7 protein-coding genes are annotated in these 22,662 nt (G+C 68.0%); 4 read left to right on the top strand and 3 right to left on the bottom strand.

Annotated features, from left to right (window positions below; genetic code table 11):
• Window positions 1–5: 5 nt before the first annotated feature.
• A complete protein-coding gene (locus tag ADK66_RS17110; protein WP_053656469.1) occupies window positions 6–16,004 on the top strand; it encodes a glycosyltransferase in 15,999 nt (5,332 codons plus the stop codon).
• A gap of 677 nt (window positions 16,005–16,681) precedes the next feature.
• Here the strand turns inward: ADK66_RS17110 and ADK66_RS17105 are convergent.
• Window positions 16,682–17,173 carry a MarR family winged helix-turn-helix transcriptional regulator gene (locus tag ADK66_RS17105; protein ID WP_053656467.1) on the bottom strand — a complete coding sequence of 164 codons (492 nt, stop codon included), beginning with the start codon at window positions 17,171–17,173 and terminating at the stop codon, window positions 16,682–16,684.
• Window positions 17,174–17,266: 93 nt separating this feature from the next.
• Between ADK66_RS17105 and ADK66_RS17100 the strand changes: the two genes are divergently transcribed.
• A complete protein-coding gene (locus tag ADK66_RS17100; protein WP_053656459.1) occupies window positions 17,267–18,085 on the top strand; it encodes an SDR family NAD(P)-dependent oxidoreductase in 819 nt (272 codons plus the stop codon).
• Between the two features lie 271 nt (window positions 18,086–18,356).
• Entirely contained in the window at window positions 18,357–18,980 is a 624-nt protein-coding gene (locus tag ADK66_RS17095) for a flavodoxin family protein (protein WP_053656457.1), read from the top strand.
• A gap of 277 nt (window positions 18,981–19,257) precedes the next feature.
• Here ADK66_RS17095 and ADK66_RS17090 read toward each other — a convergent pair whose 3' ends face one another.
• Together ADK66_RS17090 and ADK66_RS17085 are read right to left on the bottom strand one after the other, a co-directional pair.
• A complete protein-coding gene (locus ADK66_RS17090; protein WP_157552596.1) occupies window positions 19,258–20,442 on the bottom strand; it encodes a sorbosone dehydrogenase family protein in 1,185 nt (394 codons plus the stop codon).
• A gap of 126 nt (window positions 20,443–20,568) precedes the next feature.
• Window positions 20,569–21,408: a GNAT family N-acetyltransferase gene (locus ADK66_RS17085; RefSeq protein ID WP_157552593.1), complete on the bottom strand. Its 840-nt coding sequence runs from the start codon at window positions 21,406–21,408 to the stop codon at window positions 20,569–20,571.
• A 281-nt stretch (window positions 21,409–21,689) separates the two neighbouring features.
• On the opposite strand from ADK66_RS17085, the gene ADK66_RS17080 reads away from it, so the two are divergent.
• Window positions 21,690–22,661 (top strand): hypothetical protein, encoded by a 972-nt coding sequence (locus tag ADK66_RS17080; protein WP_157552590.1) that lies wholly within the window; start codon window positions 21,690–21,692, stop codon window positions 22,659–22,661.
• The last annotated feature ends 1 nt before the right edge of the window (window position 22,662 follow it).

The raw sequence follows: 22,662 nt of genomic DNA, 5'->3' as shown, positions 1-22,662 counted from the left end.
GCGCCGTGCCCGATTTCCACATTCCCAACGATCCCGAGTGGCAGTGGGTCTACGACCTGATCCTCTACACCGTCGGTGAGGAGTTCCCGGAGGCCGATCCGACAGCGCTGCGGGCGATGTCGCAGGAACTGCTGACCGCCGGCGGCCTTCTGCTGAGCAAGGTGGACTCGACCGCCTCGCTGAGCACGGCCCTGCAGAGCAGCCTGGACGGGCCGGCCGCGGAGGCGTTCGCCGGATTCGCCGTGAACATCACCAACGGCCTGCCGATGGGTGGCGACATCACCACGATGCTCGCCGGCGCGGCCGACGACTTCGCCCTCGACTCCGAGGCTACGCAGTACGGCATCGTCATCGCCGCCTTCACCATCGTGGTGGAGATCGCGTTCGCCATGGCCACCGGCTTCGGCGCCGCGGCCGTCCCGGGCCTCATCAAGATCGGTCAGCAGATCGTCCGGCAGCTGCTCGACCTGTTCAAGGACCGGCTGCGCAACCGGCTCGTCCGAATCGGCATCGACGCCATCCAAGAGGGCGTCCAGGAGATGCTGGAGCAGACTCTCGCTCACGTCGTGCAGATCGTCGAGAACAAACGCACCTCGGTCGACGGCAAGGAAGTCCTGATGGCCGGCGCCGCCGGCGCTGCGATCGGCGGTTTCGTCTCCGCCGGCATGGGCCTGATCAACAAGTGGTTCCCGAACCTCAACCACCACCTGTTCACCCGGGAAGTCCTCGCGGCCAAGCTGGAGATGGTCGGCGAGGGTCTCCTCATGCTGGCGCTGACCGGCAACTTCAACCCGTTCGCCACCTTCGTCTCGAGCCTGGTGACCGGTTACTCGATCACGAGGATGGACCTCTGGGCCGACGGCGTGGTGGCGGACATGCAGCGCCGGCATCGGGAGGCAGGAGGCGCAGACATTCCGCCGCCGTACAGCCCGGTGGATCCCTTACGCGACAGCTCGGCGGACCCGCCGCCGCCGTACAGCCCCACCGACCCCTTGGCCGGCCGCCCGGCCGGTGCGCCGCCGTCCGACGGCCCCGCCACCGGCAACGCCGGCTCCCCGGCTGCAGCGCCCGCCATCGGCTCCCCTTCGCCGGCCCCCGATACCAGCGGCTCCGCCACGCCGGCAACCGGCGGCTCCGCCACGCCGGCAACCAGCGGCTCGACCGCCCCCGCTGGCGGAGGCTCTACTGCCCCCACCGCCGGCGGGCCGACGTCGACGGACGCGCCGGTCGCCGCGGCGCCTCCCCGCGGCAATGACAGCACGCCGGCCTCGACCACCCCGTCCGCTCCGGCCACCGGCAGTCCCGCGCCCACGGCCTCCACCTCGAGCAACATCGCACCATCAGGGCCTACCTCGAACAACAGCACCTCGCCCACGACGAGCGGCCCGAACCCCACCACGGGCACACCAGCCCTTGCCGCCGACAGCGGTACACCCGCATCCGACCGGAACACACCAACCGGCACCGGTTCGACCAGCCCGAACGCCGACGATCACGCCGGCCGCTCCGCCCCCACTGCACCGAGCTCTGGCGTGGCCGGACGCAGCGAGTTCGCGGCAGGGCTGTCCGCACCGACAGTTCACGCGGTGGGCCTGCCAGACCTGGACACCGCGCACCGTCAACCCGCCGAAACCGCCTCCACCCCGCAGGCCGGGATACCACCCCTGTCCGCCGCTCCCCCCACGACCACAAGCGGCGCGGCCGGCGGCCCCACCCTGACCACAAGCAGCGCCGTCAACCCGACAACGCCCGCCAGCACGACTTCGAACAGCACGGCAGCCACCGACCAGACGGCCACCACCGTCGGGACAAGCCGTCGGAGCGGCCGCGCCCCGACACCCACACCACCACCGGCGACGCAGGCGCTACTGCCCGACGGCCTCACGCTGATGACGAACCCGCCCCAGCCGACAGTTTCTCCAGCGGCGGCCACAATGGGCGGACTGCCGGGCCTGGAGCCCGTCGAGCTCTCTGCCGCCCTGGACGGGTCAAGCCCTGACCGACCGGATCCACGCGTGGCAACGGCCGCCTTCCGCGTCGAGACCGTCGTTGCGGATGCCGTCGATCAGCCCCAAGAGTCCACAGTCCTCGACGGTATGCGCCACGCCCCAGAGCCTGCTGGGAGGGCAAGGAGCCGCGCAGATCTCCTTGTCGCCCTGAAGGAGGTGGTTGATGCGGTCTCCGATCGCCACCGTGCGGACGACCCGGAGATCTGCCTGATCTTGTTGGATGGGCTACGGGAGAAGCTGCATTCCCGTGGTGTGCGGGCGACCGGGACGCGCGACGACCTGGAGATCGGGACCCGACGCGGCCGGGAACGCTTCGGAGGCGTGGACGGGTGGACCCGCGTCGGCTCCTGGCGGCAGGTACTCGACCAGGTACGCCGGGCGGGCCCGGGAGCGACGGCCTACCTGCACCTGCGGCGGTTGCGGGGGCCGGGACACGCGTTCGCGATTCACCTGCTTGACGACGGCGAGCTCGTCTTCGTCGATCTGCGGGCGGATCCGTCGATGAAGCCGGAACAGTGGCTCACCACGGTGGTGGACGACGAGGTCGATCTCGTCGGTCGACGGGTTGGTCCGGCCGAGTCCCCGTTCGACACCTCCGCGCTGGTGGTGGCCGGAGACGGGCAGGTACGGCCGTTCACGCCCACGCTCGACTCCGGATCGACGGCGCTGGCGATGGTCGACCCGCCCACGAGCAGGCGGTACGGCCGCGGCGGCGCCGAATTCGAGCTGCACAGCGGTTATCTCCGGTTCCCACACAACGTCGACCCGGACTCTCTGGAGTGGATCGCCCGGCATGACGCGCAGGGCCTCGCCGTGACGCTGGACGCCGGTCTGTTCCGAGAAATGGCAGACGGATCACGGCAGCAGAATCGCATCGACTTTCCCGTCTCTCAGGCTGTTCGTTCAATCCAGAAGGACATCCTGGAGGTCGTCAACGATCGGGATCCGTTTGCCGTACTGCCCGGCGAGACCGGCCCGTCGTCGCAGGCTGCCTTCGACGTGGTACGCCACCTGCTCAATCGCATCGAACTGCGATCGGCAGCGATACCCGGCACGGGTGACCGACTTCGCACGGTGCCGCTGCGGGACATCTTCACCGATCGGCATGGTTGGAGGTTGAATGCGGCGGCATTGAATGCGGAATACGTTCCTACGTACCCCGGTGGGATTCCCGATCTTCAGATGCACTACACGTTCGGCGTTCCACTGCGGGCGCTGAAGCCCTTCATTGCCGGTGTCGCCGCCGGCACGTTCGTCACTGCCCAGCAGAGCATGATGGTACGCGAGTACGCCGAGGATGCCGTCGCCTTCTCCGAGGCCGTCGCGGACCGGCTGTCGCAGCGCCACCGGTTCTCCGCAGCGGACCGTGCGGAGATCGAGGGTGTCCTCGCGCTTGCCTACGTCCAGGTGGCCGCCGTGGCCATGACAACCACCATGAGAATTTCCGGGAAGTCGTACGCCGCAGTGGTCTCGCGGACGCCTATGCACGTGGTACGCCAAGGGCTGAGCGATCGGGCTCGTGCTCTCCTGGGCCGCAACGCGGCCGACATCCACTACATGTTCGAAACAGTCTTCCTGGCACGCTTCCCGGACTTCGCCGCCGCTTACGAGGATTACACCGGAATTCGGCAGGACGTGCGGCCGCTGGGCGTCGCCGGCGCCCGCAACTATCTCGACAACGTGTTGCTCGATGCCTCCGCTGTAACTCCGGTCAACCAAGGAAGCATGCTCGGCGTCAACTCGCAGATTCCGAACCTTGACCGCTCCCGCCCGGGCCGGCCGCCGCTGGTGCCGATCGAGGTACGGGCCTTCGGCCAGTACATGATGACGATGCTGCAGGCGGAGGACGGGTACCGGCGTCTGGAGAGTTTGGTCCGGCAGGCCGTCGCGGAGGCCGAGGGTATGACAGTGCCGGTGGTCCGGTTCCCGCCGGGCGGCACGCCGCCGTCAGCTGGTCCATCGGGGCGCCATCCCATCGGCCATGTGCCTTACTTCGGCGGCACTCCGCCATACGGCAGCCCGCCGTGGTACGTCAGCGGCACCGAGTCCACCTCGGCCGACAAGAACGTCGGCCTGGCGTACTGGTCCGGCACGCCGGAGGAATTCGACGTCCGGTACGGCTGGCTGACGACCGTCAACGATGGCGGCCGAAGCCAGGCCTCGGGCACCACGGACGTCGGCTGGCTCCGCAACTGCTTGCTGACCGCTATCGCCACTCACATGGGCGTACAGGATCCCGACAACCGGTACGAGGCGCCGCCAGTGGAGCTGCCCGCCGACGTACCGGGAATGCCCACCAACGACCTCGTCACCTACGCCAACGACACCCGGGCAGAGACAGTCGAACGCCAGCAACCACGGCGATTGGCCGAGGTGACGTCGCTCGACGAGGTGGCGGAGGCGATCGATGCCGCCGGACCGGGCGCGCACGGGTTCGTCGTGGTCAGTCCGGGCCACGTGTTCAACGTCTTCCGAGACGAATTTGGCGTGATCTTCGCCGACGGTCAGACAGGGCGGCCTGCGGCGTTGCCCAACGGAAGCACAGGGCTCTTCTTTATCCCGGTCGGCCCGGTTGAGGTTCCACCGGTGGGCAGAACGGTATCTTCCGACAGCGTCGAAGGAGCGCCACACGACTCAGAGACGTCCTCTTCGCCAGTCCTGTGGTCGGAAGAGGTACGTGATGAGGACGCTTTCGAAGTCCTGGCTAAACGGCTCAGTCCGTTGGCGGACTTTCTGCGGGGATTGGAGCCGGCAGCAGGGGCGGACATCGACCTGGTGATCGTGGCGGCCTCGACGCCCGAGCGGGTCTGGTTGGCGGTCCGTGTCCCGGGTCGGGACGAGCCGGTGAACCTGGGGCCGGCTCACGCCGGGAGGTCCGTTCTCGACCCGTCGCTGGCCGTCGTGGCCGTGCTCCGGGCCCGATCGAAGGACCATCTGAACGACGCTGTCGCCTTCGCACAGTTGCATGCGGAGCTGTGGGCCCACTCGCTGCGTGCTGGCAACTCGGAGTTCGTCAGGAGGTTCGCCAAGTTTGCTGTCGGGCACCAGATCACCGACGCGCCGATGACAGCGAGCGTCCCGCAATTCGTCGAGGCGATGGCGGCCCATTCGAGTCGGACCTGGGCTGAGGCAGCAGACCCGGTGACCGACCTGGATCCTGAGATCGACATGCTCGATCTGTCGGACGCCGACGAATATCTACACGCCGTCTCGGACAGCGCGCTCAAGGACTCGGCGATGACCTGGGCGCACTACCAGGTGGCCCTGGATCACCAGCGCCCGCTGTCAACCGGCGGGACGTCTGGTCCCACCCAGCAACGGCAGTTGCGGTTCATGGAGGACCTGGCCACCCTGATCGCGGCGAGCAGCCTCCGCGACGGCCGGGGTACCGCCGCTGAGCTCTCATTGACTTTGGGTCGCACCTACGGCACGCTTCGCAACTTCACTCCCTACACCCCGGCGGCATCCGAGCGCGTCAACACCGACGTGTCGCTGGACAGGATCGTCGAGCTCATCAGGCCACTGCAGAAATATGCCGAGGCGGCACAGGGTATTTCGGCACGCGACATCGAACTCGTACTGATGGCAGCACCGTCCCGTATCGCAGCTGCCGATACCCCCTTCAGCGCGGGACACGTCGTCGTGGCCTTCAGACTCCCCAACGGCGAACGGGTCACCCTCGGGTTCTACCCCGACAAGGGCCTGCTGGGCGCTCCCGGCACCATCAAGGACGACAGCGCCTACATCGCGGCCCCCAAGACACGGGTTCTCGGCAGGTACGACACCGACGTGGAAGGCCTAACCGCGGCATACCTATACGCCCTTGAACGGTCCCAGACCGACTACCACCTACTGACGGACAACTGTGTGGTCTTCGCCGTCGAACTGGTCTCAAGAGCGGTAAAGCAGAGCCTCCTCGACGCGCCAGTCACCACACCGGACAGCTTGATCGCGACGCTCGGCAGGAACACCGACTGGTCCTGGGCTGACGGCACGACCGGCACCATAGACCTGGACCAGCGGCACCAGGATGGGCTCCTCGCTGCGAGGCGACACCTCGACCTCCTCGGCTCGCGAACCTCGGCCTTTGCCGACGCGTTGGCCTGGGCGCAGTTCCAGATCGCCATCGACCACCAGCGCCCCATAATCACCCACACCCCCACCCCTCACCAGGCTCGGCAACTCACGTTGCTCGACGCCTTCCTGACAATGGTGGCGGCCGCCTACGACACCGATGGCAGAACAGCGGCGACCACCCTGTCCCGCCAACTCGGCACCGTACATCGCACCCTGCGCGATCCTGGCCTCGCCGACCGGCTTCTGGTGACCGAGCCACCGACCTCCCCCCAACCAACCGACGAAGACAGCACCTCGACCTCCACAGCAGGTCAAGAGCCACTCCCCCTGGCCGAAACAACCGACCAGACCACCACGGGTGAAGTCCTCTTCGACGCGGGCACCGCATTCGACGACCCAACTGCCGCGGACCTGCGCCGAAACTTGTGGCCGTTCACGACGCCCGCACAGCCCCTGGACCGTGCTGCCCTCGGCACGGCCGTCGAACTGATCACAGCAACGTCACCCGGCAACGACCCCAACGCCTGCCTCAACCGTCTCATCGTCCTCCGCGACGAGCTATTTCCCTTCATCCGTCGCACCAGCACCCGTGACGACTCCGCAATTGGCACTGAGAAGGCCGACAACCCGTTCGGCGCCAGCACAGCGTGGGCCCGGACCGAGAACTGGAAGTCGTTGCTGCCGGCGATGAGCGAGCTACCCGCCGGCTCGATCGCTTTCGTTCTCCTGCACACCCTCAACACGGGCAAGCGTCGCGCCGGCGCTGACCTGGGACATGCCGTCGCGTTGTACAACCTTGCCGCGGACCCGACCGCTGCGAGTCCTGTCACCACTGTGCTTGTCGACCTCAATCCGGAAGGTGATGGCGCGTATATCACCGACGTCGACAGTGCGGCCGACCGGCCGGACGGCCCCCTGGCCGGGCCGACGAGGCCGGCGATCGAGACCCGCGCACTCATCGTCGACAACACCGGGACCGTCCGCGACGTTGTCCCCGCAGTCGAAGCCTCCGCGTCCCAGGTCCAAGCCCTCATCGACCCACCGACAAGCCGGAGGTACGGCGGCTCGGGCATCGAGGCCGAATTCACCGAAATCATGCACCTGTTCGGCGTCCCCGACCCCGCCAGACAACGCGGTCGAGACCTGGTTGTCTGGAAGACGCCCGACAAGGCGACCGGATTCAAGATCACGGTCGAGACGAAGGTCTACTATCCGGGCGCCGACGGCATGCTCTACCGCACTAAAGAGCAGGCGATCGCTGCGGGCGGCACTGGCGAGGGGGAGACCACAGCCATCCCGGAGTTCGTCAGCGGCGTGCTGGCCGACCACCCGCTCGAGAACGGCCGGCTGCGGCCCAGCCCGGTCTGGGACCACCTGGAGCGGTTGGAGCGACAGCTCGCAGATCTTCCCGGCGATCAGGGATCGGACAATCCCGAGACCGACCTCGAAGACCTCTTCACCGCCGAGGGCTTCCACGTTACCGAACTCGGTAAGGCCACGACGATCGGCAAGCGTCCGATCGGCGACTGGAACGGTGCCCATTTCCACACGACGATCGGCGTCGTCCAGAGCGGCCTTTACGACCTACTCGACCATGTTGCCAAAAGGACGTGGCGGAACGTCGGATTGGGATACAACACCCAGGCACACCTGCTCGACGCTCTGACACTGGGCAGGGAGACAGCGGCGCGGTACTTCGCCGTCCGCGAGCTGGGCAAGGAGACGCTGTGGGGCATATCCGACGACGTCAGCGCGTCGCTGCCCGTCCCTTTCCACGACCGGTCGGTAGCCATCGTCGCCGGCCACGTCGCACTGCTCGCATCGAACGCCGCAGCCCTCGCGGAGATGCAGGTGCACGACGGACTAGGAAAGGAACTCCTGGCGGTTGCCTCCCGGGTGACCCTGCACGACGCCTTGCTCAACATAGATACGGACATACAAGAATATCTCAGGAGCGACGTCGAATTCATCTGGCGGCGGTTCGAGCAGCTATTTCGCAACCGGGTTTCCGGTTTCGATAGCCGCCTACGCTCCACACGCAATCTCCCTGGCGACCAGGCCATCAACCTCAGGACCGTCAGGTACACGCCATCTCGGATCGGAGGCGAAAGCGCTGCGGAAACCGAAAAGCACGCCCGGTCAATTTATTTCTATCTCCAAAGCGGCCTGATCCGAAGTGCCGAAAGAATCGATCAGTACCGCAGCGTCAATGTCGGGACCACGCTTGAGGATCTGGACTGGGAGATCGCCGAGGCTCTGGTGGTGTTGGAGATCCGCTCGTACGGACAGCGGCATGCGTCGGTCCGAACCGCCCGAGAGGATCACGAGCGTCTCGTCGGTGTGGCCGTCAACGCCTACGACCGCGAGCAGTCCTGGCCCGGCGGACCGGAAGTCGAAAGAGAGACGACGCAGGCCAAGCACCGCGCCGAGGAGGTACTGAACGCACAGCGCAGACCGAGGCTCAGGCGTCCCGGAGGAGTCCTGCCGCCAGCAGCCCCGCCGCCGTCAGCCTCGCTGCCACCACCCCCGGCTGGAGAGACGGCACCACGACGCCAGCTAGCGCAACCCCCGGCTGCGCCGGAACCGCCCGTGGTGCCGCAGGATCGGCACACCGGACAGGACGCGACGCTCGGGAACACTCAGGGGCCGGCCGTACTGACCGACGAGGACCGTGCAGCGGCCGACAGCTTCGACAGGTGGCTGGAGAAACGACCTGAGGATTCCGATGCGCCTGCCCATTTGCTGGCTGCCATCAGAATTGTTCGCGATGTCGGGTTGCCTCTCCGACCTCCTCTTGAGGACGGCACTGCCTCGCACGGGTCGCGGGTGGTCTCCGTTGTCGCTCACCATCTGAGCAACCACCCTGACGACACGGAGGGCGCGCGCGGCATCGCGATCAGGTTGGCCGTCGGCCATCCACGCACCGGCAGCCTGGGCGGCGGCAGCAGTCGTCGCGACGTCCGGCCGCCAGGGACATTGGTGAATCCTCGCGACGAGCTTTCCACAACCGCGACGGACATCACCGCCAGCATGGACTTCCAGCGTCCCTCCACGTCGGCAAGCGCTGCGGGTATGTCCGGCGCGCCGTTCACGACGGCGATGGTCACCTCGGACTACGTCGATATGTATCTCGGCTCCCTCCGACCTCTATCCGCCGGTGTCGTGGAGCAGCCGATGTCGGTGGCCTTCGCAAGAAGGCAGAAGGCTCTGACCGCGAATGCGCGGCAGCACGTAGGTGCACTGGCGCACCAAATCGTTCGGAACGCGGCGCGGGCCTGGTTCGCCCGTGGGGTCCGCACCCGCGTGGTGGTCGAAGGTGGCGGCAACAACGCACAGTCAGCGGCCAGCGGCCAGCGCGCGCAGGTGGTGTCGGAGGCCCTGGAGGACGCCACCAGAAAGCTCGTGAACGACGTCCAAGAGCTTCGGCCGAACGATGCCACCTTGCCGGACGATCTCATTGAACTGAAGCAGCGGGACAGAGGCAGCAACCGCTTCTCCGGGCACCCCGGTATGGCCGGTCACTATCTCGACACCGCGCAGCGCAGGCAGGTCTTGATCTGGACGGTCGACGCCACGCTGCCCGGCTCCCAGGCTCAGGCCGTGATCGACCGACCGACGAGCCGAGAGTACGGCGACTCCCGCATCGAGGGCGACACTGTTGCGTCCCCGCCGCCCGGCCACCCCAGCGGCGGCATCCGACCGGAACAGTCTCACGTGACCGTGCCCCGGCACCACAATCCCGCAGCCGAGCCACTGCTGGAAGCGCTACATCGTGCTCAGCAGGACCCCGCGCCGACGCATCCCGACGATCAGCATTACGGACCGGACCTGTTCGGCCTCCTGGAGGGGGCACCACCGCCGGACTTCCTGAAGGACGTCTCGTATCAGGACCTGCACACCGAGCAACTGCATGCCTTCTTCTCACAACTCGACCTGGCCGTGCCGGCGGTACCTCGTCCCAACGCCTTGCATCCGGACCGGCTAGCGTCCTATCCCGATACCGTCTGGGTCGACGAGCGCGACGAGGACCGCCAGGACTGGTCACCGGACAGTTCAGCGGTGCCCGAGCACCGACAGCGCCTCCATCCCTCGACGGAGATGCCGAAACTGCTACACAGCATCTGGCTCGGCGGCCCACTTGCCGGCCAGGGCGCGCCCGACGAGTTCCGGCGAAATGTGCAGAAGATGGCAGACCAGGCCCAAGAGCAGGGCTTCAAGGTCAACCTCTGGACCGACGTCAGCCGCGAGGAGTTCGCTGCGGCGGAACGGTCCGGGTCCGTTCAGTCGACAGATGATCCGGAGGGTGCTCGCCTCGATCAGGTCCGCGACATGCTCCGCTGGGCACGAAAGCACCATGTTCGGCTGCTCAACGTTGACGAGATGTTCCACGCCGATCTGGACATGCCGCTGATCCGCGAGTCCCGCATGGAGCGGAACAAACAACAGGGCCGGGGCTACGCGGCGGCGAGCGACAACCTGCGGGTAGTGATTCTGGCCCTGTTCGGCGGCGTCTACACCGACGGCGACAACTCGTTCGGGCGCCACAGGCCGGGCCGTGAACCTCAGTGGTTAGCGGACTTCACACGGCACTTCCACGATCGAGGCTTTGCCTTTCACCACGGCGGCGGCGGTAACGTCGGCAACTCAGCGATTCTCGCCGCGCGAAACCATCCTGCCCTATGGCTTCTCGTGGACCAGTTGCAGGGAAACTACGCCAAGACGCAGTTCCAGCTCCTGGGTCGCCCAGGCGACCGGACTCGCGAGTTTAGCGAGATTTTGACCAAGAACCCTGTCCTGCGTGCCCGGCGGCACTCGGTGATGGGCCGTACTGGTCCGGATAATTTGGTGCCCTTTGCCAAATCTGCTGGCTTCGCCGGAGGGGTCGCCAGCCTGCCCAGGCTGTCGGGGATCAGGATGGGGCACGCGAACAGTTGGCTGAGCTGGGAGCCGTTCGCGGCACACCGGCAGTACAACAAGGACGAGACCGAGCGGATCGTGCTGCCACGGGTCGCTGCGACCCTGGTCCGCAGCTTGTACAACCGGGACGGAGACCTCCATCTGACGGCGGTGGCGTCGGTGATCGACGGAACGCCAGACCCGGAGGCCTCCTGGGAGGCGGTGGTCGAGTTCATTCTTCAGCAACCAGACCTCGCGGCTCGACTACGGACAGTGACATACCGGACAATGGTGCCGGCGACGCTCGGCGGAGAAGTCGCCGAAGTTGAGGTCCCGCTACCGGCCATCGTGAAGCTCTGGCTCGGCATGAACGACCAGGTCAACGACGAGACGTGGTGGCTGGGCGAACTGATGCGCCCGACGCGAGGCAAGGGCTATGCCACGCCCTCCTCTGAGGCGAGGGCGCCGGCCCCGGCCGCCTCCGAAACCTCCCCCCGGGCCGTTCGATCCCATCAGGGATCTGCCGATCGGGGCCGCTTCGATTCTGGGTACTCCGGCGCGATCGATCCGGAACGACGATTTGTCCCGGCGGACTCGACACGACTGCGAGAGGAGGCGGATGCTGCTGCCTACCCGCCCACCGCCGCACTCACCGTCTCCCCGTCCCGGGCGGTTGCCGCTGTTGTCGGAACACTCCCGGCTTGGGACGGTGTGACGCCGGACTGCGTGCCGCGGGTCGTATCCGCCCTGATCCACCTGGGCGGCAACGCACGCACCCGCGACGACGGTGCCACCGATGCCTCGGCGATCGCCGCCGCGCTGGGCGCGGAACAGTTCCAGCCGGCTTCCCTCGGCACGCTGACGCATCTGCAGCCGGGCGCCATCACCGCCGTCCGGGTCCACCGACCGAACGACCCCATGCACGTCGTGCTGGTCGAGCGTCTGACGAACGGCGACCTCGTCCTGATCGAGACCCAGGAGAGCGACAGCCGACGGTACGCCCGCATCGACCCGACGCTCCGCGAGGTCAACCCAGCCCTCACCGGCCCGATCCTGATGCCGGTGACTGCCACGGGGCAGCTCGCCCAACTGGATCCCGACCGAGGGTTGGTGCCCCACGGCGCTGTCACCGCCGACGGGACGCTTGATGCGCTGCTCGACCCGTCCGCGTCCCCGCGTCCCGGTATGCGTCGGTCGGAAAGGGCCACGAGGAACTGGAGGCAGGCGCAACCAGAGTCGGGCCAGCGGTACAAAGGGCTGGACGAGGCCCAGCAGCCCACCGAGTTCACCCTGAGATCCGTGGCGGCCAATCCCCTCTGGGATCGTTCGGGCCGACGCTACGGCGTTTCATTCGCCACCAACCTGTCGACCGAATTCCTTGCTCCGTGGTTCAGGCGCGGCTCCCCCCGCGACATGACCATGTGGGAGGTGGGCGCCGGGACCAGCGGGCTGGACGGCCGTTCGATGAGTGTGACGCCGCCGTGGGTCTCGGACGGCGAGACGGTCGTAGTCGCGGTGCATGGCGATTCGACCGAAGCGGAGCTGGAGCGGCAGGGCGGCGAGACTGTGCTGATCAACGGGCGGACCCTGGCCGATGTGGTGATCGAGGAGGGCTTCCTCGTCGGCCGCTACGAGGCGGGCGTCCGGTCGGTCACCCTCATCTCGTGTGACTTTGGCGCGTTGACACGGCGAGGCGGCGGTGCCCATGACTTCTGGGCCCGGCTGCGCGAGCGCGGTTACGATGTCCGGGTCTACGCGACCTCGACGGCGTCGTACGTGACACGCGATGAGGTCGATAGCGACGATGCCAGCGACGTCTTGATCGACCCGCCTGACCTGGGGGTGCACCACGGCGGGCATTGGAACGTCTTCGGCGGCTTGCTTCCCGCGCACGAGGACGCGATCGTCAAAGAACTGACCGCGGCCTACCACCAGAACTGGGCCTACGCGCCGGCGAGAGCCACGAGCACCCCGATCCCGCTGTCCGATCGCCGCGAGACACTCGCTCGGGTGCGGGCCGCTGTCGATACGCTCGCCGCAGCGCTTGACCGCGATGGCGTCCTGGATCTGGCGGCTGTCGAGCCGGCGGTCCGCAGCCACGCACGGCCCGACCTGATCTGGCGGGCCGCGCTGCAGGGCCTGACCGAGTCGGAGGTGGACGACCGTATCCGATTCGTCCGCGACCTGTACGAGGCGCCGGACGGCTGGCGGGCCATCCACCTGCCCGCACCGGCGCGGCGTGCGTTCACGGTCGTCGGGCACGCCACGTCTCACGGCTCTGTGGTGGTCAGACCAGCCCACCGCAACGAACTCGACGGGGACCAGGTCTTGCACAGCGGCGCGGCGCGGCGTGAGCCGCCTCCCGTGACGGTCACGTTCGCACACCGGCACTCCTCGGCGGCCGACGTGCCCCGTTCGCAGGATCTGATGGCGCTCGCGCAGTGGCTGATAGACGTGGCTGCGGTAGCCCGGGCGTCGAACGGGCCACTGCCGACCGTGGCAATCACCGGGTACGGCAACGGAAGCTTCGGGTTCCGCCGCGAGGAGACGGCTCAACGGACCGGGCTCGCTCGGGCCGAGGCAGTCCACGCGGTCCTCAGCGGGGAGTTGGTGGCTGCCGGCCTCGACCCCGAAACGGTCACCAACATGCTGCCTCCAGCCATGATGTCGGGCGAGTTGAGCGAGCACAGAGGACAGGGCAGCCGCAACGTCGTGGTCACCGTCCTCCCGGCAGAGCCGGCTCGCCAGGAGTCCGGATCGGTGCACCCCGCCACCAGGCCAGGTGCCGATGGACCTCGGGGCGGTGCCGGCTCGGGCGGCGATCAGCGGCGCGGCGGCGCTCGTGACAGCTCAGGCAGGGGCGACCGGAGCCCATCGGTGGTGGACGGGTCGGATGGTCACCGCAGCCAGGCCGGGCGGGGTGGCGTCCAGCTCGCCGCGGCGGGTACCCGTGCGGTGCCGCTGTGGCCGGTGTCGCCGCCGGCACGTCGGCCCGGTGCCGTGCGGCGTGGGCGGCTGGTGCTGCCTCGGATCGGCGCGCGACCGCAGGACAGCGGTCCGGTGCCGGTGCAGCGGCGGATGTCGGCCGAGCGTGCGCGCTGGCGTCGCAATGCCCGCGTCGGTCGGGCAGGGCGCCTGGGCACGTCGTACCGCCTCGGCGGTCAGGACCCGGCGACGCAGCAGCTGTGGGGCCCGGTGCCGCGCCAGATCATCCAGGTTTACATGTACCGGTCGGGCGGGCAGCCGGCCGGGGTGCAGGGATCCGCGGGACCGACGCTGGAGCAGCGGTCGGCGGCCCTTGCCGCACGGTTGCGGTCCTCGGCGGACCGGGTCGCCCTGTCGCGGCGTTCGCCGGTCGGCCCGCCTCATCCGTTGATCGGGCCGGATCTGTTCAATACGCGGCGACCGCCGGCCCCATGGCCGGGCATGCCTTCGATTGACGTTCGCCAGGTGCGGACGTCGCAGGTTCAGGCGCTCTTCGAGCAATTCGACCTGCGTAACGTCTGGCCGCCGCATGCCGGCCTGACGGTCGACCATCTGGAGTCCCGGGGGCAGAGCGTGTGGAGCGAGCCGCCTCAGCCAGGCCGGCAGTATCCGCACCTACCGGGTCAGTTGGCACAGTGGCGGCAGAATCTCGACAACCAGAACGCTCCGATGGAGTTGTCGACGACCGCGTTCGCAATCTGGTTGGGCGGTCCGTTCGCTGGGCCCCGCGTTCAGGCGCGGCGAATCAACCTGGCCGACCTCGCCCGTCAGGTCGGCCCGCAAGGCTGGCGTGTCGCGCTCTTCACCGATGTGCCACGGGTCCTGTTCGAGCAGGCCCGCCAGCGGCCCGACGATTTTCCGCATATCCACGAGATGCTGGGATGGGCGACACAAGCGAACGTGACGCTCCTCAACGTGTACGAGATCTTCGGCCACGGCTCCTCGCTCTGGGACACCGAGTTCTTCATGCTGGAGATGAACAGGCAGACGACGCTCGGCTACGTGGCGGCCAGCGATATCCTTCGCCTTCACCTGCTGTGGAACTTCGGCGGCATCTACATCGATTCGGACAATCGTCTCCTCCACCTCGGCCCATTCCACGCCCTGTTCACCTCGTCCGGATTCGGAATGCGGACGAACAACGATCTGATGATGGCCGCCCGGGCTCACCCCTTCGCGAGCAACTACATCACCAGCGTCGGCGAAGGTTACTCGTTGACCCAGCCGCAGCTGTACCAGCGGGAGGCAACCAACTACGACAACGTCTGGGCGCAGACGTCCGCGCAGCACAGTCGTGAGCTGGTCCTGGGGCACCGGGCACATCGCCGGTACTCGGTGCACGCCCGCACCGGCCCACAGAACCTCGTGCCGGTCACCCGGCGGATGGGGTATGGCCTCGACCGGCCGGTCGCGGCGATCGGGCCGAGCATCGTCACCGCCGGCGCCGAGAACACCTGGCTCCACCCCGGCCGCTCACCTCTGCTTCCCCAGCGCCGGTACGGGGCTGCCGAGGTCGACGTGGTGCTGCAACGGGTCGTCGCGACCCTGTTGCGCGAGTTGCGCAACCGCGAGGGGGATCTGCACCTGACCGCTGTGGCGTCGGTGATCGCAGGGCTACCGGATCCGGACGCGGCCTGGCACGCCATCCTGACCTTCATCCTCGAGCGTCCCGAGGTGAGAGGAACGATCCGCACCGTCACCCACCGGACGATGTATGCGACCGGGCGGCCGGCGGAGACCGCCGTGGATCAGGTGCCTCCTGCCGTCGTGCACAGATTGGGCGTGTACACCGACGGCGGCGGGCACTGGCGCCTGGCCGAGTTCACCAGCCCGGTGCCCGACCCCACCGCCTCGCAAGGCCCGGGCGCTCCGAGTGGCTGGGGCGGCTCGGGCGGTAATGGCTCCTGGGACGTCGTGGGGCAGTCGTCCGCCACGTGGTCCACCGCCGGCGGTGCCACGCTCGGCGCGCCGGTCGCGGGATACACCCCGGATGGCCATCCTCTGCCGCCGGGTTGGCACGCCGGGAGGCAGACGTGATGGAGTTCGATGACGCCGCCGAGACAGCCTGCGAGATCCTGATCGTGCGGTCCGGCGCCGACAGTCTGTCCGCGGTACGCGCGACAGCCGCTATCCTGCGCAGCCAACCGGAACGCACGACCGTGCTGACCACCTCGGCAGCCACTCCCGCTGCCCGTCCCGGGGCTCCCCCACCACCGGGTAGCGGACTGGCGCAGGGCTGGCCGGGGCCGCGGAGGCGGGCAGCGGAGGACGGCCCTGCCCGAGTAGCAGGTTCAACCCACGACGGCGCCCGGGCGATCACATGCCTCCGCCTGTGGGGCGGCCAGGCTGATGGCGACGATCACCGGAGGTCGGAGCGGTGATCGCCCGGGCGTCACACCCCCGGTCAGTACGCCCGGAAGGACTGGAACCTCTCAGGCGTGAAGGTCCGGCGCTCTCTTGCTCATGGTGATGCCTCCTGTGGTCTGCTGTGGGGACGGTCGGTCCGGAGCCTGGACGACCCGACCAGGCACGCCGTAACTTTCGCTCGGTGGGTTTTCGCAGACCACCCAGATCAGCCGTGATGATGTAGGCAGATTTCGATGGCCAGCGCGCTGAACTCCGGGGTTCGGCATCCGTTATGCGGTTCCCCACCCACGTCGCCGCACCGCGACGAGCCGCCTGACAGTGCCCGGCGTCGCCGACGACTCCGGCCGTCACTGCGACGGCCAACCCATCCCGCGGAGCTTCGGCATCTCGACGATGCCGGTTGCGAGCGCCTCGCTGATCTCCCTCAGGGCCACTTGTTGATCTCGGGTAAGGCGGTCGAACAGCAGTGATCGCACCTGCTCGACGTGACCGCCGGCGGCCTGCCGGACCTTGTCCATGCCCTCGTCAGTGAGTTCCGCGAGCTGACCTCGGGCATCCGAGGTGGAGGGTGCCCGGCGGACCCAGCCGCTGCGCACCAGTCGGTCGACCGCGTGACTCAGCCGACTGCGGTCGAACACACACGCGGCTGCGAGGTCGGCCATCCGCATCGAGCGCCCTGGGGCCTGGGAGAGCCGGGTGAGGATCTCGTAATAGGCGAACGAGAGATCCGCGTCCTGCTTCAGGTCCCGTTCCAACCGGTCAAACAGCAGACGACTGGCCAGCAGGAAGCTGCGCCACGTCCGCTGCTCCTCCTCGTCCAGCCACCGGATCTCCGTCATGAAGTGCCCTCACAAAGTAGTTGAAGTTTCAGCGACTCATGCTACCGTAAACCTCGATGATGAAATTTCAACTACTTGTGAGAGGGGCTCTCAATGGATCGTCTGGAAGGCAAGGTTGCCGTCGTCACCGGTGCGGCCGGTGTCCTCGGCTTCGCAGGAGTGCGCGCCATGGCGGCAGAGGGTGCGCGGGTCGTGATGATGGACCTGTCTCCGACCGTTCACGAGCGAGCAAAGGAGCTCACCGAAAACGGCTTCGACGTCACGCCGTACACCGGTGACGTGAGCGTCGAGGCGCACATCGCCGCCGCCGTCGCGCTCGCCACCGAGACCTATGGGCGGCTCGACGTGCTGTGGAGTAACGCCGGGTTGGTGAGCGCCGACTGGGTTCTCCAGGACTCCGACGTGCTGGGCATCAGCCGTGACTACCTGTTGCGGACCATCGAGGTGAACACCGGCAGCGTCTTCCTCGGCAGCAAGTACGCCGTTCCCGCGATGGCCGAGTCCGGTGGCGGATCGATCATCAACACATCATCGATCCAGGCCGCAGGTGGTGACCTGGCGTTGATCGCCTACGGCACGAGCAAAGCGGCGATCAACTACCTGACCCAGTCGGTAGCCACGTCCTTCGGTCATCTCGGCATCCGCAGCAACGCGTTGGCTCCTGGGCTGATCCCGCCCATGCCGCCGAGCGCCGGCGGGAACCACCGGCTCGAGGAGGTGTCGCCGACCCAACTGATCCTGAACTCCCAGATGCTCAAGGACTTCGGGGAACCAGCTGACGTCGCCAACGCGGTCGTGTTCCTCGCATCGGACGAGTCGAAGTTCATCACAGGCCAGCTGATCTACGTCGACGGCGGAGTGACCGGTCACCTGCCGACGCTCTCCGATCGTCGCCGGCTGGCCGACGTCTGAGTAGGCAATCCATCACAGTAGGGAGACCGTTCCCTGCGGTGCTGCCGCTGCCGAACGGATTCTCGCCCGAGGGCATCGCGATCTCCGGCAAGGAGGCGTGGTAGCGATTCACCTGCCGTAGGGCCGGCGTCCCCTTCCGTGACAGCGGCTGGTTGGCCGCTGCCGCGGGCCAGCAGTGCTCGACCAACGGTTGGCTGCCGCCCGCTGTCCGCTCCATCCATGGACAGCCGGCGACACCGCCGGAGCCATCTCCTCAGGAAAGAGAGCCACCATGTCCCACAACGTCAATCTCGCCATCGTCTACTACTCCTCGACGGGCACCGGCACAGCGATCGCCACCGAAATGGCTCATGCGGCGGAGGCAGCCGGCGCGGAGGTTCGAATCCGTAAGGCCGCCGAGCTGGCACCCCAGGCCGCGATCGACTCAAACCCAATCTGGGCCGCCCACCACGCCGCGACGGCCGACGTGCCGGCTCCCAGCGCCGACGATCTGATCTGGGCGGACGCGGTCATCTTCGGATCACCCACCCGGTTCGGGAACATCACCGCCCAGCTGAAGCAGTTCATCGACACGCTGTCGGGGCCGTGGCAGGCGAACCATCTGTCGGACAAGGTCTACAGCGGCTTCACCTCTACCGGCACCCGGCACGGCGGACACGAAACCACGCTGCTCGCCCTCTACAACAGCATCCACCACTTCGGCGGCATCATCGTCCCGCCCGGATACACCGACCCGATCAAGTACGTCGACGGCAACCCCTACGGCACCTCACACCACGCCGTGTTCGGCCCCGACCTCGGCTCCATCGACGACGACACCCGCAACGCCGCCCGCCACCAGGCCGAGCGGGTCGTGCGTATCGCCGGCGCCCTCAAGCGGGGCAATGCGGTCTGACATACGGCACCGCCAACCGCCAAACCCCACCAGCAGGTGGCAGGCCGTGCCTACGCCCTCACTGAACACCGTGAGCATGGATACGGCTACCTTGCCGATCTGGTCGACCCGGTGGGGCCAGCAAACACCCGGGTAGAGCCCATGCGGGAGGGCTCTACCCGGGTGTTGTATCCGGAAGCGGGTGTTCGTTCAGCGCGCCGGGGATGCCCCTGTCGGCGGCCACCCGGCGGCGGGCGCCTCAGCGGTGCTGCCTGTCGCGTATCTCGCGGCCACAGCGTCAGGCTCGGTATGTGATGCGCAACAGGCGGTCGTCGGTGCCGTTGGACGTGGTGATGTAGAGGGCGCCGTCCGGGCCGGTGCGTACGCCGCGCAGGCGGCCGTAGGCGTCGTTGAGCTCGGTGGGCAGCGCCAGGTCGACAACCTTCTCGCCAGCGTCGTCGAGCTGGAACAGCAGTGTCTTCTGTCCGCGCAGCGCGACCACGGCCAGCCGGCCGTTCAACGGGCCCCACTGCGTACCGTCGAGAAACGCGGCCCCGGACGGCGCCTCGGTCGAGGTCGCTCCGGAGGTCCACAGCGGGAGAACGGCGTCGGGAAAGCGGTCGCGGTCGGTCATCGGGACACTTTCGTCGTACGTCTGGACGGTACCGCCACGTGCGGGATCCCAGCCGTAGTTACCGCCGGGCTGGATGCGGTTCATCTCGTCGAAGCCGCTGGGCCCGTGCTCGGCGGTGAACACCTGGCCGGAGCCGGGACGCACGGCGACGCCCTGAATGTTGCGATGGCCGTAGCTGTAGATGCGCCGCTCGTTGGCGTCGGACGATGACGCGAACGGGTTGTCCGGCAGGCCCTCACCGGTGTGCAGGTCGAGACGCAGCACCTTGCCGCCCAGGCTACGTCGGTCCTGGGGGTGCGAGGGCCGGGCCACGTCGCCGGTGCCGACCAGGAGCGCCCCGTCTGCGGCGATCGTCGGGCGGCAGCCGGAGTGCCGGCCGGTGCTGATCGGGAGCCCGGTGAGCAGGTCGCGTACCCGGGTGGCGCTTGTCGCGTCCGGCGACAGGCGCCAGGTGACCAGGCGTACGTCCACCGGCTGACCACCGTCCTGGTGTGTCTGGCAGGTGGTGAACTCACGGGTCCGGTCGAAGTCGGGATGAATCACCAGGCCCATCAGGCCGCCCTCGCCGCTGACGAACACATCGGTGAGGTCGGCCCGCACGTCGCCGGCCGTGCCGCCGTCGACGATGCGGAAACTGGCGGGCCGTTCGGTGAGCAGGATGCGGCCGTCGGGCAGAAAGCCGATGTCCCATGGGTGTTCCAGGCCGGCCACGACGTTCTCCACGGCCAGGCCAGCGGCTCGGGGCTGGGGCTTCACATCGGCGGCTTCCGGCGTGCCGCTCGAACATCCGGCCACGAGGCCGGCGGCCAGGAACGCGGTCAGTGACCGACGCCAATGCGTGATCGTCACGGTTTCCTCCGAACGTCGAGACCGGGGCCTGAACCATTGTCGGCACGGCGGGCGGTGTGGTGCATGCGGCAGCGCGTTGCCACCGGTGCTGTCAGATCATCGCCTGCCGAGCGGCGAGTCATGGAATCACTGCGGGAACGACATCATGTGGTAGTGCGCGACCGTCTTGGCGCCCATGCGCCGGTAGACGGGCTCACCCTGGGCGGTGGCCTGCAGGGTGGCAACGCGCATGCCCAGGTCGTATCCGGCGCGCAGGGCGGCAAGAGTCATGGCTGTCGCGATTCCCCGCCTCTGATACGTGGCCTGGGTGGCGACGGTATAGATCCCAGCAACGCCGTGGCCGACCGACAGCATCGATGTGGCGACCGGGCGATCGTCGATCCAGCCGATGAAACGGATCTCGGCGTCCGACCGGCTGGCGCGCGCGAACTCGTTCTCGGTGGTGGCCTGCAGCCCTTCCTGCGGCACCCCCAGGGCGGGCCCGTACGCCCGGACGAACGTCGCGATGCCCTGCGGCGTCGCTTCGGCCACGCTGATACGCAGGCCGGTCGTACCGGGAACGTCGGGCAGGGCGGTGAGGTCGAACGCCATCACCGGCATGGTCAGCGCCTCGACGGCACCGGCCTCGACGAGGGCCTCTCGCACACCGGCGTCGCTGTCCGGGGCGACCCGCCAGTACCAGGGGCAGCCGTCGAAGTATCGCCGAACCTCGTCGACGACCGATGCGACGTCGGTGTTCCGGCTTCGCATGACCCCGTTCAGCAACGGGTCGGGCAGGTCACTGCGGTACATGGCGAGGTCGTCGTCCTCGCCGTCACCCCAACCCAACCAATACTCGCGGCTGTTGGCCAGCTGCGGCGCGAGATCGTCGATCGAGCGGACTACAGCTGTCGTACGGTCCATACCCGGGACGACGCGCAGGATCTCCGAAAGTTCAAAGGCCGTCGCGGACTCGTCACAGGCCACACTCGGTTGGCGCTTTCCGAGCCCGACCTACGGCGGGACCGGCCGACGCGCCGTCACCCACCCGTGAACCGGGCAACCTTCTGACCGGGCAAACCCTCGGCGATGCCGATCTCAGGCGCTCACGCCCGCGAACAACGCCTCCACAAGCGCCTGGAGCGAGGCCGGTCGAACCGCTCCGGCGATCAGGATGACGGGATCGGTACGGCGCTGTCCGGCCGTACCAGGGATGGGTTGTGTTGCCTGATTTTTGGGTGGGCAGGCTGCGGACGATAATGCGCGGCATGCGGAGTGCCTCGGGCCGGGAGCGGCCGATCGGGTCGCCGGGTTTCGGGGCTGGGGCCGGCAGCGCGGGCCGGCGCCCGGTGGTGCGGGTGGTCAAAGGTGTGGGGCTGGCGTTTTCGGTAGTCCTGGCGCTGCTGGCCGTCGACGGGCTCACCGGAACGGTTTACCGCACCGGTACGGCGGCGACCGTGCACGTCACAGCCAGCAGGGCTGGGGCGGCTCGGCAGGCTGTGGTCGTGTTTCCCGGGTACATCATGTCGGGTGCCCAGCTCAGCCGGGCCTTCGCGCCGTTTCTCGGGCCGGGCGACGCCATGGTGGTGGCCGACTACGCCGAGCGGGCAGTGGATGTAGACGGGCTCTACCGGCAGGTCATGGCGGCCCTGGAGGTGATCCGGCCAGGCAACGTCCGGGTGTACGGCGCTTCAATGGGTGGGCTCTGTGCCAGGCAGTTCCTCGACCGGTACGCCGAGGATGGGTCGCCGTACGGGCAGGCGGTGCTCGTGCTGGACACGGCGCCCGACAGCGCGGCACGCATCAAGCGGCCGGACTGGCTGTTCGGGCTCGCCTCCTGGTATCGGGGTGGGCCGCTGACCAGCCTCGGCTGGGCACTGCTGAACCAGTTCGGGGATCAGCCGGAACCGGAACCGGGCGCAGATCCACGCATTGTCAAAGCCGGACGGCGGCACTCCACGTGGGTGGGGATGCCGGCGCTGACCAGTCAGGCCGAGTTCATCGCCTCCTCCCCTGCCCTGCGCGACGGGGAACTGACCGGGCGTGCCGCGCGGGTCGTCTACCTTCAAGCGCGGGAACCGGCGGATGATCCGCTCGTGTTGGTCGCCGACTCGGTCGATCAGTGGCGGCGGGCGTTTCCAGGGCTCGTCGAGGTCACCATCGACGGACGGGCGGGCGTCTGGCACATTCCGCTGATCGAGCGTCCGCAGGAGACCTTGCGGGCCATTCTGGCCGCCTGAC

This window comes from Micromonospora sp. NRRL B-16802 (assembly GCF_001279555.1).
GTDB classification, from domain to species: Bacteria; Actinomycetota; Actinomycetes; order Mycobacteriales; family Micromonosporaceae; genus Micromonospora; species Micromonospora profundi.
This window is presented reverse-complemented; position numbering and strand designations above follow the sequence as displayed.

Coding starts and splice junctions, on each gene's coding strand:
- ADK66_RS17105 (WP_053656467.1), bottom strand. CDS start 17,173: ATGACGGAGATCCGGTGGCTGGACGAGGAGGAGCAGCGGACGTGGCGC.
- ADK66_RS17100 (WP_053656459.1), top strand. CDS start 17,267: ATGGATCGTCTGGAAGGCAAGGTTGCCGTCGTCACCGGTGCGGCCGGT.
- ADK66_RS17095 (WP_053656457.1), top strand. CDS start 18,357: ATGTCCCACAACGTCAATCTCGCCATCGTCTACTACTCCTCGACGGGC.
- ADK66_RS17080 (WP_157552590.1), top strand. CDS start 21,690: ATGCGGAGTGCCTCGGGCCGGGAGCGGCCGATCGGGTCGCCGGGTTTC.